The organism is Streptomyces sp. NPDC059695 (assembly GCF_042733785.1).
In the GTDB taxonomy this organism is placed as follows: domain Bacteria; phylum Actinomycetota; class Actinomycetes; order Streptomycetales; family Streptomycetaceae; genus Streptomyces.
The window spans coordinates 280,056-292,422 of sequence record NZ_JBHWFF010000005.1; the positions used below are offsets into that span (position 1 = coordinate 280,056).

The 12,367-nt window shown below is 71.7% G+C and carries 15 protein-coding genes; 9 read left to right on the top strand and 6 right to left on the bottom strand.

All coding sequences use genetic code 11. The annotated features are described in order from the left end of the window. Positions 1-215 precede the first annotated feature (215 nt). Positions 216-1,205, top strand: coding sequence for a GTP 3',8-cyclase MoaA (moaA, locus tag ACFV2S_RS09215; RefSeq protein WP_385555686.1), 990 nt, complete (start codon positions 216-218; stop codon positions 1,203-1,205). Here the strand turns inward: moaA and ACFV2S_RS09220 are convergent. Together ACFV2S_RS09220 and ACFV2S_RS09225 are read right to left on the bottom strand one after the other, a co-directional pair. Further along, complete coding sequence (locus ACFV2S_RS09220; protein ID WP_383786719.1) at positions 1,188-1,406, bottom strand: hypothetical protein; 219 nt, start codon at positions 1,404-1,406, stop codon at positions 1,188-1,190. The two genes, moaA and ACFV2S_RS09220, sit on opposite strands and share 18 nt — an antisense overlap. Positions 1,407-1,555: 149 nt before the next feature. Next, complete coding sequence (locus ACFV2S_RS09225; protein ID WP_385555688.1) at positions 1,556-1,882, bottom strand: DUF3099 domain-containing protein; 327 nt, start codon at positions 1,880-1,882, stop codon at positions 1,556-1,558. Positions 1,883-2,051: 169 nt separating this feature from the next. Here ACFV2S_RS09225 and ACFV2S_RS09230 point away from each other — a divergent pair, with 169 nt between their 5' ends. After that, complete coding sequence (locus ACFV2S_RS09230) at positions 2,052-2,327, top strand: GlsB/YeaQ/YmgE family stress response membrane protein (protein WP_385555690.1); 276 nt, start codon at positions 2,052-2,054, stop codon at positions 2,325-2,327. A 60-nt stretch (positions 2,328-2,387) separates the two neighbouring features. Here ACFV2S_RS09230 and tyrS read toward each other — a convergent pair whose 3' ends face one another. From tyrS to ACFV2S_RS09245, 3 genes are all read right to left on the bottom strand, one after another. Continuing rightward, on the bottom strand, positions 2,388-3,656 hold the full coding sequence (gene tyrS / locus ACFV2S_RS09235; RefSeq protein WP_385555692.1) for a tyrosine--tRNA ligase: 1,269 nt from the start codon (positions 3,654-3,656) through the stop codon (positions 2,388-2,390). Between the two features lie 55 nt (positions 3,657-3,711). After that, positions 3,712-5,103, bottom strand: a complete 1,392-nt coding sequence (locus tag ACFV2S_RS09240; RefSeq protein ID WP_385555694.1) for a metallopeptidase TldD-related protein — start codon at positions 5,101-5,103, stop codon at positions 3,712-3,714. A gap of 82 nt (positions 5,104-5,185) precedes the next feature. Then, the gene (locus ACFV2S_RS09245) at positions 5,186-6,709 is read right to left on the bottom strand and encodes a TldD/PmbA family protein (RefSeq protein WP_385555696.1); all 1,524 of its coding nucleotides are present in this window, start codon (positions 6,707-6,709) and stop codon (positions 5,186-5,188) included. A 378-nt stretch (positions 6,710-7,087) separates the two neighbouring features. On the opposite strand from ACFV2S_RS09245, the gene fabG reads away from it, so the two are divergent. The 3 genes from fabG to ACFV2S_RS09260 all read left to right on the top strand — a co-directional run bounded on the left by fabG (position 7,088) and on the right by ACFV2S_RS09260 (position 9,161). Next, positions 7,088-7,804 (top strand): 3-oxoacyl-[acyl-carrier-protein] reductase, encoded by a 717-nt coding sequence (gene fabG, locus ACFV2S_RS09250; protein ID WP_383800683.1) that lies wholly within the window; start codon positions 7,088-7,090, stop codon positions 7,802-7,804. A gap of 5 nt (positions 7,805-7,809) precedes the next feature. Further along, entirely contained in the window at positions 7,810-8,586 is a 777-nt protein-coding gene (fabI, locus tag ACFV2S_RS09255; protein ID WP_030322735.1) for an enoyl-ACP reductase FabI, read from the top strand. A 158-nt stretch (positions 8,587-8,744) separates the two neighbouring features. Then, a complete protein-coding gene (locus ACFV2S_RS09260) occupies positions 8,745-9,161 on the top strand; it encodes a hypothetical protein (protein WP_385555699.1) in 417 nt (138 codons plus the stop codon). On the opposite strand, the gene ACFV2S_RS09265 is transcribed toward ACFV2S_RS09260, so the two are convergent. Further along, complete coding sequence (locus ACFV2S_RS09265) at positions 9,100-9,819, bottom strand: FadR/GntR family transcriptional regulator (protein WP_385555701.1); 720 nt, start codon at positions 9,817-9,819, stop codon at positions 9,100-9,102. The genes ACFV2S_RS09260 and ACFV2S_RS09265 overlap by 62 nt on opposite strands. 63 nt (positions 9,820-9,882) lie before the next feature. Here ACFV2S_RS09265 and ACFV2S_RS09270 point away from each other — a divergent pair, with 63 nt between their 5' ends. From ACFV2S_RS09270 to ACFV2S_RS09285, 4 genes are all read left to right on the top strand, one after another. Next, positions 9,883-11,211, top strand: coding sequence for a CynX/NimT family MFS transporter (locus ACFV2S_RS09270; RefSeq protein WP_385555702.1), 1,329 nt, complete (start codon positions 9,883-9,885; stop codon positions 11,209-11,211). Between the two features lie 17 nt (positions 11,212-11,228). Continuing rightward, positions 11,229-11,345 (top strand): SGM_5486 family transporter-associated protein, encoded by a 117-nt coding sequence (locus ACFV2S_RS09275; protein ID WP_383802467.1) that lies wholly within the window; start codon positions 11,229-11,231, stop codon positions 11,343-11,345. A gap of 136 nt (positions 11,346-11,481) precedes the next feature. Then, positions 11,482-11,685, top strand: a complete 204-nt coding sequence (locus ACFV2S_RS09280) for a hypothetical protein (protein ID WP_383802465.1) — start codon at positions 11,482-11,484, stop codon at positions 11,683-11,685. Between the two features lie 35 nt (positions 11,686-11,720). Then, complete coding sequence (locus tag ACFV2S_RS09285) at positions 11,721-12,239, top strand: SixA phosphatase family protein (protein ID WP_385555705.1); 519 nt, start codon at positions 11,721-11,723, stop codon at positions 12,237-12,239. Positions 12,240-12,367 lie beyond the last annotated feature (128 nt).

The window sequence follows — 12,367 nt, forward strand, 5'->3', positions numbered from 1 at the left end:
GGACGGGGCCAGGTTCGTACACACCCCCCACGGTTGGGGGCGCCCACTCACCGAACCCCCCCCCCCCCCCCCCGGCCCGCTCCCTCCGGGGGCCCGGCTGTTTTTTTTCAACGCCGCGGCCTCACCGGTCCTCGTGACAATCTGCCCTGCTCGTCGCCCGTGCCCTCACGTAGGCTCGGAACACACGCATCCGGAATCCGGGGAGGGGGCCCACAGTGCTCATCGACACATACGGCCGAGTGGCCACTGACCTGCGCGTCTCACTGACTGACCGGTGCAACCTGCGCTGCACGTACTGCATGCCGGAAGAGGGCCTCCAGTGGCTCGCCAAGCCGGACCTGCTCACGGACGACGAGATCGTCCGCCTGATCCGCATCGCGGTCACCGACCTCGGCGTCACCGAGGTCCGCTTCACCGGCGGCGAGCCGCTGCTCCGCCCCGGCCTCGTCGGGATCGTCGAGCGCTGCGCCGCCCTGGAGCCCCGCCCCCGGATGTCCCTCACGACCAACGGCATCGGGCTCAAGCGCACCGCCGCCGCCCTCAAGGCGGCCGGCCTCGACCGGGTCAACGTCTCCCTGGACACCCTGCGGCCCGAGGTCTTCAAGACCCTCACCCGGCGGGACCGCCACCAGGACGTCCTCGACGGCATGGCCGCCGCCCGCGAGGCCGGCCTCACCCCGGTCAAGGTCAACGCCGTCCTGATGCCCGGGCTCAACGCCGACGAGGCCCCCGACCTCCTCGCCTGGGCGCTCCGGGAGGGGTACGAACTCCGCTTCATCGAGCAGATGCCGCTGGACGCCCAGCACGGCTGGAAGCGCGACGGCATGATCACCGCCGGGGACATCCTGGAGTCGCTGCGCACCCGCTTCACCCTGACGCCGGAGGGCTCCGACGAGCGCGGCTCGGCCCCCGCGGAGCGCTGGGTGGTCGACGGCGGACCGCACACCGTCGGTGTGATCGCCTCCGTCACCCGCCCGTTCTGCCGGGCCTGCGACCGCACCCGGCTCACCGCCGACGGACAGGTCCGCACCTGCCTCTTCGCCACCGAGGAGACGGACCTGCGCGCGGTCCTGCGCTCGGACGCCCCCGACGAGGCCGTCGCGGAGCTCTGGAAGAAGGCCATGTGGGGCAAGAAGGCGGGCTCGGGCCTCGACGACCCGAGCTTCCTCCAGCCCGACCGCCCGATGTCAGCTATCGGCGGCTGAGTCCCAGTCGGCCAGCGGGACGACGTCCTTCAGGAAACCCCGTACCCCCAGGAACTGGGAGAGGTGCTCGCGGTGCTCCTCGCACGCGAGCCAGGTCTTGCGCCGCTCGGGCGTGTGCAGCTTGGGGTTGTTCCACGCGAGGACCCAGACGGCGTCGCCGCGGCACCCCTTGGCGGAACAGATCGGCTTGTCTTCGCTCACAGGACCATTGATCACCGGATCATTGTCCAGCAACAGCGATGCCGGGCAGCCACGGGGGGAGCTGCCCGGCATCGGTCCGTCGCTCCGACGGGGGATGCGGAGCGCGTAGGCAGTATGTCACGGCACATGGGGTGCGGTGCACAGGATCGTCATGATTGATCTGAGCTTCCCTTGAGGTTCGGCGCGTCGAGCGCGGGGCGCACCGGAGCCGGGACGAAGGTGGAGGGAAGGGACGGAGCCGTCTCGCGTCCGGCGTTGGCGATCACCACGGCGACGTAGGGGAGCAGGATGCCCAGGCCCAGCGCCACGAAGGCCACGTGCCGCTCGACGTTCCACAGGACCGCCGCGGCGATCACGGAGAGCGTCCGCACGGTCATCGAGATGACATAGCGCCGCTGTCGTCCCCGGACGTCGTCGGCGAGCCCCTGCCGGGCCCCCGTGATCCGGAAGACCTCGGTCTCGCCACGCTTCGGCATCGCCGTTCACCACCCACCGGTCGTGCCGGACCCTCCCGGGACCGGACCTCGCTCCACCGTACGCCCGCCCCGCCGCGCCGACGAGACCGGGGCACGTGCGGCGGTGTCCGACATGCGTCGTACGGCGGATGGGCCGAGACTGGGCGCACACGCGCACTAGGAGGCGACGATGAGTTGGTTGTGGGCGATCATCGTGGGATTCGTCCTCGGTCTGATCGCGAAGGCGATCCTGCCCGGCAAGCAGCAGATCCCGCTGTGGCTGACGACCGTGTTCGGCATTCTCGGCAGCGTGCTCGGCAACGCGGTCGCGACCTGGATCGGAGTCAACGACACCAAGGGGATCGACTGGACCCGGCACCTGCTCCAGCTGATCGGCGCCGTCGCCGTCGTCGGTGTGGGCGACATGCTGTGGACCTCGATCAAGGGCAACAAACAGCGCGCCTGAGCACGAGGAGAGGCCCGGTACGGCGCATCGCACCGTACCGGGCCTCCCGTCGTGGTCCCGCTACGCGCCGGCGAACTCGATCGCCGCCAGGTTCTTCTTGCCGCGCCGCAGCACCAGCCAGCGGCCGTGCAGCAGCTCGTCCGCCGACACCTCGGCGTCCTCGGCGGTCACCTTCGCGTTGTTCACGTAGGCACCGCCCTCCTTCACCGTCCGGCGCGCCGCCGACTTGCTCGCCACGAGACCGACCTCGGCGAACAGGTCCACGACCTGGCCCAGCTCGGACACGCGCGCGTGCGGCAGCTCGGACAGCGCGGCGGCGAGCGTCGGCTCGTCCAGCTCGGCCAGGTCGCCCTGCCCGAACAGCGCCTTGGAGGCGTCGATGACGGCCGCGCACTGGTCGGCGCCGTGCACCAGGGTGGTGAGCTCCTCGGCGAGCGCCCGCTGGGCGGCGCGCGCCTGCGGCCGCTCGGCGGTCTGCGCCTCCAGCTCCTCCAGCTCCTCGCGGGACCGGAAGGACAGGATGCGCATGTACGTCGAGATGTCCCGGTCGTCCACGTTCAGCCAGAACTGGTAGAACGCGTACGGCGTGGTCATCTCCGGGTCCAGCCAGACGGCCCCGCCCTCGGTCTTGCCGAACTTGGTGCCGTCCGCCTTCACCATCAGCGGGGTCGCCAGCGCGTGCGCCTCCGCCCCCGGCTCCAGGCGGTGGATCAGGTCGAGGCCGGCCACCAGGTTGCCCCACTGGTCCGAGCCGCCCTGCTGGAGCGTGCAGCCGTAGCGGCGGTACAGCTCCAGGAAGTCCATGCCCTGGAGCAGCTGGTAGCTGAACTCGGTGTAGCTGATGCCCTGCTCGGACTCCAGGCGCCGGGCGACGGAGTCCTTGGTCAGCATCTTGTTGACCCGGAAGTGCTTGCCGATGTCCCGCAGGAACTCGATCGCCGACATCCCGGCGGTCCAGTCCAGGTTGTTCACCATGACCGCCGCGTTCTCCCCCTCGAAGGAGAGGAAGGGCTCGATCTGCGAGCGCAGCCGGTTCACCCAGTTCGCGACCGTCTCGGGGTCGTTCAGGGTGCGCTCGGCCGTCGGCCGGGGGTCACCGATCTGCCCGGTGGCCCCGCCGACCAGCGCCAGCGGCCGGTGCCCGGCCTGCTGGAGCCGGCGGACGGTGAGGACCTGGACCAGGTGGCCGACGTGGAGACTGGCCGCGGTCGGGTCGAAACCGCAATAGAACGTGACGGGACCGTCCGCGAGAGCCTTGCGCAGTGCGTCCTCATCGGTGGACTGGGCGAACAGCCCGCGCCACTTCAGCTCGTCGACGATGTCCGTCACGATCGTCCGTCTCCTCAGAAAGTTGTCAGTCGTACGACGGCCCAGTCTAGGCGGGTCAGACCCCCTTGCTGACCGAGCTCATGTTGAAGTCCGGCACCCGCAGGGCGGGCATCGCGGCCCGGGTGAACCAGTCGCTCCACTCGCGCGGCAGCGTCTTCTCCGTCCGGCCCGCCTCCGAGGCCCGCGACAGCAGGTCCACCGGCGACTCGTTGAACCGGAAGTTGTTCACCTCGCCGACCACCTCGCCGTTCTCGACGAGGTAGACGCCGTCCCGGGTCAGCCCGGTGAGCAGCAGCGTCGCCGGGTCGACCTCGCGGATGTACCAGAGGCAGGTCAGGAGCAGGCCGCGCTCCGTCGAGGCGACCATCTCCTCCAGGGAGCGCTCGCCGCCGCCGTCCAGGATCAGGTTCCCGGCTCCCGGTGCCACGGGCAAGCGAGTAAGCCCCGCCGTGTGCCGGGTGGTGATCAGGTGCGCCAGGGCGCCGTCCTTCACCCAGTCGACCGGGGCGACCGGCAGACCGTTGTCGAAGACGGAGGAGTCGTCGCCGGACGCGTGCGCGATCACGAACGGCGCGGACTCCAGGCCCGGCTCGTTCGGGTCGCTGCGCAGCGTGAGCGGCAGCGGGGAGAGCGTCTCCCCGAGCCGGGTGCCGCCGCCGGGCTTCGAGAAGACCGTACGGCCCTCCACCGCGTCCCGGGCCGTCGACGACCACAGCTGGTAGATCAGCAGATCGGCCACGGCGGTCGGCGGCAGCAGCGTCTCGTACCGCCCGGCGGGCAGCTCGATCCTCCGCTCGGCCCAGCCGAGGCGGGTCGCCAGCTCGGCGTCGAGCGCGGCCGGGTCGACGTCCTTGAAGTCCCGGGTCGAGCGCCCGGCCCAGGCGGAGCGCGACCGGTCGGGCGACTTGGCGTTGAGCTCCAGGGTCCCGTTGGGCTGGTCGTGGCGGAGCCGCAGCCCCGTGGACGTGCCCAGGTAGGTGGAGGTCAGCTCGTGGTGGGCGAAGCCGTACAGCTCACGGCCGCCGGCCCGGGCGCGGGCGAAGGCCTCACCGAGCGCCGGGGCGAAGTCGGTGAAGACCGCGGAGGAGGTCTCCGCCGGCGCGTCCGTGAAGTCGGGCGACGCGGGGACACCGGACACCAGCGGCTGCGCGTCCTCGGCGGGTCCGGCGGCGCGGGCCGCGGCCTCCGCCGCCCGGACCAGGGGCTCCAGGTCGTCGACGGTCACGGCGGACCGCGAGACGACACCGGACGCGGTGCCCTGGGCGCCGTCGACGGTCGCGATCACGGTGAGCGTCCGGCCCCGGGTGACACCGTTGGTGGTGAGCGTGTTCCCGGCCCAGCGCAGATTGGCCGAGGACTCCTCGTCGGCGATGACGACACACCCGTCGGCGCGGGACAGCTCCAGGGCCCGCTCGACGATCTCGTACGGCTTGCTGACGCGGCTCATCGACCGGCCTCCTGCGTCGTGTTCAGACTGTGCTGGCCCGGGGGACGACCCCCGGACCCCCGGCAAAGGGCGGGGCGGGCGTTCATCGACCGGCCTCCTGCGTCGTGTTGAGGATGTTGACGCCCCGGAAGAGGGCGGAGGGGCAGCCGTGCGAGACGGCGGCGACCTGGCCCGGCTGGGCCTTGCCGCAGTTGAAGGCGCCACCGAGCACGTACGTCTGCGGGCCGCCGACCTGCTCCATCGAGCCCCAGAAGTCCGTGGTCGTCGCCTGGTACGCCACGTCCCGCAGCTGCCCGGCGAGCCGGCCGTTCTCGATGCGGAAGAAGCGCTGGCCGGTGAACTGGAAGTTGTAGCGCTGCATGTCGATCGACCAGGAGCGGTCGCCGACGACGTAGATGCCGCGCTCCACGCCCCCGATCAGATCCTCCGTCGACAGACCGCCCGGGTCCGGCTGGAGCGAGACGTTCGCCATCCGCTGCACCGGCACGTGCGCGGGGGAGTCGGCGAAGGCGCAGCCGTTCGACCGGCCCAGGCCCGTGAGCTTCGCGATCCGCCGGTCCAGCTGGTAGCCGACGAGCGTGCCGTCCTTCACCAGGTCCCAGCTCTGCGCCTCGACGCCCTCGTCGTCGAAGCCGACGGTGGCGAGACCGTGCTCGGCGGTCCGGTCACCCGTCACGTTCATGACCGAGGAGCCGTACGCCAGCTTGCCCAGCTGGTCGAAGGTGGCGAACGAGGTGCCCGCGTACGCCGCCTCGTAGCCGAGCGCCCGGTCCAGCTCGGTGGCGTGCCCGATGGACTCGTGGATCGTCAGCCACAGGTTCGACGGATCCACGACCAGGTCGTAGCGGCCCGCCTCCACGCTCGGCGCCCGCATCTTCTCGGCGAGCAGGCCCGGGATCTCGTCGAGCTCCTTGTCCCAGTCCCAGCCGGTCCCCGTCAGGTACTCCCAGCCCCGCCCCACCGGCGGGGCGATCGTCCGCATCGAGTCGAACTCACCGGTCGTCTCGTCCACGGCGACCGCCGTGAGCTGCGGGTGCAGCCGGACGCGCTGCTGGGTGGTCACGGTGCCGGCCGTGTCCGCGTAGAACTTGTTCTCGTGGACGGTCAGCAGCGAGGCGTCCACGTGCGCCACGCCCTCCGCCCCGAGCAGCCGCGCGCTCCAGTCCGCGAGCAGCGCGCTCTTCTCCTCCGCGGGCACCGAGAACGGGTCGATCTCGTACGAGGAGACCCAGGTCCGCTCCGCGTGCACCGGTTCCTGGGCCAGCTCCACGCGCTCGTCCGACCCGGACGCCGCGATCACCTTCGCCGACAGCTTGGCCATGGCCACGGCCTGCGAGGCGACCCGCGCGGCCCCGTCCATGGTCAGGTCGACGCCCGACGCGAAGCCCCAGGCGCCGCCGTGCACCACCCGCACCGCGTACCCGAGGTCCGTGGTGTCCGAGGAACCGGACGGTTTGGCGTCGCGCAGCCGCCACGAGGCGCTGCGCACCCGCTCCAGGCGGAAGTCGGCGTGCTCGGCACCGAGCGCGCGCGCTCGGGCGAGCGCCGCGTCGGCGAGCGCCCGCAACGGCAAAGCGACGAACGAAGGGTCGATCTGATGGACCACGAGCGGCCTCGCTCTCGGCGATCGGAAGACGGCGGTCGAAACTGTCCCGGAAGTCAATCACGGGACGGGCGGCCGAGTCGGCGCATTGGCGTGCGTCCACCGCGGAACCGGGCTCCGAGACCGGGCGGGAGGGCTGCGGCGACCGGGCGGGAGAGCTGCGACGACCCTGCGGGAGAGCTGCGACGACCGTGCGGGAGGGCTGCGGCCCCGATCCGGATCCGCGCCGGGCCGGGTCCGTCAGCGTGTCCCCCGTACCGCCCCCGAGCTGTAGGGATCCGACAGTGACGCCCGGATGCCACTGTGGGAGGTCGATTGCTCATGTCGGGTGCGATACCGATAGGTTTTCGGCTACCAGACCGCTATCGAAAGGGTGATCCGTTGAGCCGCTCGGTTCTCGTCACCGGAGGAAACCGGGGCATCGGCCTCGCCATCGCCCGCGCGTTCGCCGAGGCCGGCGACAAGGTCGCGATCACGTACCGCTCCGGCGATCCCGCTGAGCTCGAGAAGGACGGCTTCCTGGCCGTCAAGTGCGACATCACCGACTCCGAGCAGGTCGACCAGGCCTACAAGGAGATCGAGGAGAAGCACGGTCCGGTCGAGGTCCTCGTGGCCAACGCCGGCGTGACGAAGGACCAGCTCCTCATGCGCATGACCGAGGAGGACTTCACGTCCGTCCTCGACACCAACCTCACCGGCACCTTCCGGGTCGTCAAGCGTGCCAACCGCGCGATGCTGCGCGCCAAGAAGGGCCGCGTCGTCCTGATCTCCTCGGTCGTCGGACTGCTGGGCTCCGCGGGCCAGGCCAACTACGCCGCCTCCAAGGCCGGCCTGGTCGGCTTCGCCCGCTCCCTGGCGCGTGAGCTGGGCTCGCGCAACATCACCTTCAACGTCGTCGCTCCCGGCTTCGTCGACACCGACATGACCGCGGTGCTCACCGACGACCAGCGCGCGGGCATCGTGTCCCAGGTGCCGCTGGGCCGCTACGCGCAGCCGGAGGAGATCGCCGCGGCGGTGAAGTTCCTCGCCTCCGACGACGCCTCGTACATCACTGGAGCCGTCATCCCGGTTGACGGCGGATTGGGCATGGGTCACTGATCACCATGAGCGGAATTCTCGAGGGCAAGCGCATCCTCATCACCGGTGTGCTGATGGAGTCCTCCATCGCCTTCCACGCCGCCAAGCTGGCCCAGGAGCAGGGTGCGGAGATCATCCTCACCGCCTGGCCCCGGCCGACGCTCACCGAGCGCATCGCCAAGAAGCTGCCCCACCCCGACAAGGTGAAGGTCCTGGAGCTCGACGTCTCCAACGACGAGCACCTCGCCCGCCTGGAGGGCCAGGTCCGCGAGCACCTGGGCGACCGGCTCGACGGCATCGTGCACTCCATCGGCTTCGCCCCGCAGGACGCGCTCGGCGGCAACTTCCTGAACACGCCGTTCGAGTCCGTGGCCACCGCCATGCACGTCTCCGCCTTCTCCCTGAAGTCGCTGACGATGGCGCTGCTGCCGCTGATGTCCGAGGGCGGTTCGGTCGTCGGCCTCACCTTCGACGCGAAGTTCGCCTGGCCGCAGTACGACTGGATGGGCCCGGCCAAGGCCGCCCTGGAGGCCACCAGCCGCTACATGGCGCGCGACCTCGGCAAGCAGAACATCCGCTGCAACCTGATCTCGGCGGGCCCGCTCGGCTCGATGGCCGCCAAGTCCATCCCGGGCTTCGGCGAGCTGGCCTCCGTGTGGGACAGCCGCTCCCCGCTGGAGTGGGAGCTCTCGGACCCGGAGCCGGCCGGCCGCGGCATCGTCGCGCTGCTCTCGGACTGGTTCCCGAAGACCACGGGCGAGATCATCCACGTCGACGGCGGTCTGCACGCGATCGGCGCGTAACCACCCGGCAGGACAGTGAAGGGCCGTGTGCCCGCCCCCGTGGCGGACACACGGCCCTCGCCGTTCCGCAACTCCTGCACGAGTCGAAAAGTAGCCCGAACGACCCCAGACTGGGGCAGAGCGTGATGTTCTGCTGCTGACGGGGAGGAGGTACGGGCATGCGCGCGATACGTCAGGGCTTCGGGGCGATCGTCTCCGTCGCCGTCCTGATCACCGGGACCGCCGTGGCCGCCGAGCTGCGGGCCGCTCCCGCCCCGGCCGAGGACCTCCCCGCCACCGCCCCTGCGGCCGGGGAACCGGAGGACTTCGGGGCCTCCTGCCGCACCGTCGTCGAAGGCTCCCGCGTCACCGCGCACTGCAGCAACCCGTACCCCCGCACCGACCGGATCCGCCTCCACGTCGAGTGCGACCGCTGGTGGGACGTCGACAGCGACAGCGCCCCCGTGGAGGTCGGACCCGCCGACTACGCCCAGGTCACCGGCCGCTGCTGGAAGGAGGTCCGGTCCGCCTGGATCACGCACCAGCCCGCGGACCTGGCGCCCGCTCAGGACTCTCCTCCGGTACGGGGCTCCTGAGGCACATGAAGGGGTAGCCGGCCGCCTCCGTGCCGGCCCGCTCGGCGTCGCCCTCGCGGATCGCGTCCACCAGGCGCGCGTGGTCCATGTGGTTCTCCGGCCGCAGCACCTGCCCGACGTCGTCGCGCAGCCAGTCCCGCAGCAGATCGCCGAGGTCCGCGTAGAGCTCCGTCAGGACCTCGTTGCCCGAGGCGGCGACCACCGCGTGGTGGAAGGCGGCGTCGACCGTCACGAACCGCTCCGCGTCCCCGGACTCCCACGCCTCCTCACGCCGCACGAGCAGGGCGTCCAGCTGCTTCAGATCCCGCTCCGAGCGCCGCCCGGCGGCGAACCGGGCCGCGGCGGACTCCAGCGTGGAGCGCAGCTCGGCGACGTGCCGGGGGTCGGAGCCGGCGAAGCGCCGGTGCATGACGCCCGCCAGCTCGCTCGTGGCGACGACGTACGTCCCGGAGCCCTGGCGGATGTCGAGCAGCCCGTTGTGCGCGAGCGCGCGGACCGCCTCGCGCACCGTGTTGCGGGCGACGCCCAGCTGCTCGACCAGTTCGGGTTCGGTCGGGATGCGCGAACCCACCGGCCACTCGCCGGAGGTGATCTGGTTCCGCAGTTCGGCGATCACCTGATCGGAGAGACCGGTGCGCCGGGGGTGACCGAGGGCCATGGAGCGCCTTCCCATTCGTTCGAGATTGGACAACCAATCATCCCATGATTCTATGATGGCCTCATGCCTGACGAGCCGAAGACCCTCGACCCCGCCGCGACCGCGGCGGAGACCACCGCGCGACCGGCCGGGACGACCGCGGTGGCGGCCACCACAGCCGGGGATTCTCCCGCACCGGACCGCGCCGCCCCGCCGCGCCGGTGGCCCCTCGGCCTCGTCGCCGTCGGACTCGTCCTGGCCGCCCTCAACCTGCGCCCCGCCATCACCAGCCTCGGCGCCCTCCTCGAAGAGGTCAGCCAGGACCTCCACATGAGCGGCAGCGTCGCCGGCGTCCTCACCTCCGTCCCCCCGCTCTGCTTCGCGGTCTTCGGCATCACCGCCCCCCGCCTCGCCCGCCGCTTCGGCCCCGCCGCCGTCGTCTGTGCGGGCATGGCCGCGATCTTCACCGGCCTCCTCCTCAGGCCCTTCGCGACCGGCACCGCCGCCTTCCTCGCCGCCAGCGCCCTCGCCCTCATGGGCATCGCCGTCAGCAACGTCCTGATGCCCGTCATCGTCAAGCGGTACTTCCCCGACCGCGTCGGCAGCATGACCGGCCTCTACTCGATGGCGCTCGCCCTCGGCACCTCCGTCGCCGCCGCGGCGACCGTCCCCATGACCGACGCCCTCGGCGGCGGCTGGCGCCTCGGCCTCGGCGTCTGGGCGGTCCTCGCCGCGCTCGCCGTGCTGCCCTGGCTCCCGCTCCTGCGCGACCGGGTCACCGACCAGGCGCCGCCCGCCGCCGCCGCGGCCCCCGCCGCCCCGCCGGCCGCCGCGCCCCGCATCACCCGCAGCCGCACCGCCTGGGCGCTCGGCGTCTTCTTCGGCCTCCAGGCCACCGGCGCCTACATCACCATGGGCTGGATGCCGCAGGTCTTCCGCGACTCCGGCGTCCCCGCCACCACCGCGGGCGTGCTCCTCGCCGTCACCATGGTCATGGGCGTCCCCCTCGCCTTCGTCATCCCGCGCCTCGCGACCCGGATGAAGAACCAGGGCCCGATCGTCGTGGCCCTCGGCCTGTGCGGACTCACCGGCTACACCGGACTGTTCCTCGCCCCCGCCGCCGGAGCCTGGGTCTGGGCGGTGCTCCTCGGCATCTCCAACTGCTCCTTCCCGCTCGCCCTCACGATGATCGGCATGCGCTCGCGCACCGGCGCCGGCGTCGTCCGGCTCTCCGCCTTCGCGCAGAGCGTCGGCTACCTCATCTCGATCCCGGGCCCCCTCCTCGTCGGCGTGCTCTACCAGCACAGCGGCGGCTGGGGACTGCCGATCGCCCTCATGGGCGGACTGATGGTGCCGCAGATGATCGTCGGAACCCTGGCGGGCAGGGACCGGACGGTCGAGGACGAATGCTGAGATGCGAGACTGTTCCCATGCCCTACCTCGAGCCCAATCCCCAGAACGGCCAGAAGAAGCTGCTGATCGTGCTCGGCGCGATGCTCGGCATCACGGTCGTCATCGGTGTCCTCGCCTCCTTCGTCTCCCCGTGAGGTGGGGCTAGCCCCCGCATCCCCTAGGGGGCGGGTCTCAGGGTGAAGTGGGTGGATCACCGGATGGGCCGGGGGACGCGCGATCCGTACGTTGGTGACAACGGCGAAAGCGCGGAACTCACCCACGGAGGCGGTCATGTCGGCCCCCACCCACCCCGGCGTCCGGACCACGGCCACAGGCGTCGACACCCGGCTGCCCTGGTGGGCCCTCGCCCTCCCCGCGGCCGCCTTCCTCGCCCTCCTGCTCCTGATGGCGGGGTCCGGTGAGGCCCAGGCGGCGAGCGGCGACCCGACGGTCGGCCGGGTCCTGGAGCACCTCTGGCAAACGCTCCCTCTCTGAGTCGAAGTGGCCTGTTTCGTGCGAAGCTGTGGACCATGAGCGTCGACACAACCCGCAGGATCGTGCTGCTCCGGCACGCGAAGGCTGACTGGAACGACGAGTCCGACCACGAGCGACCCCTCGCCGAGCGAGGCCGCAAGGACGCCCCGGTGGCGGGCCGCAGGCTCGCCGACAGCGGCATCACCTTCGACCTCGCCCTCTGCTCGACCGCCGCCCGCACCCGCGAGACGTGGAAGCTGGCCGTCCACGAGCTGCCCGCGCGCCCGAAGACGGTGTACGAGGAGCGGATCTACGAGGCCTCCCTGGGCGAGCTCATCGCCCTGGTCAACGAGACCCCGGACACCGTCGGAGACCTGCTGGTCATCGGCCACAACCCCGGGATGCACGCCCTCGCCGACGCCCTCGCGGGAGAGTCCGAGGGCGATCTCCTGCCCCGGATGAACCGCAGCGGTTTCCCGACCTCCGCCTTCGCCGTCCTCAGGTTCGACGGCTCCTGGAAGGCCGTGGAGCACGGCGTCGGCCGCCTCGTCGACTTCTGGACCCCGCACGACTGATCCCGCACGGACACGGAGGAGGGGGGGGGGGGGGGGGGCCCCCCGCGGGGGCCGCCCCCCCCCCCCCCCCCCCCCCGCGGCGGCGGCGCGGCCCCGCGCCCCCCCCGCGCGCGCCGCGCGCGCGGGGC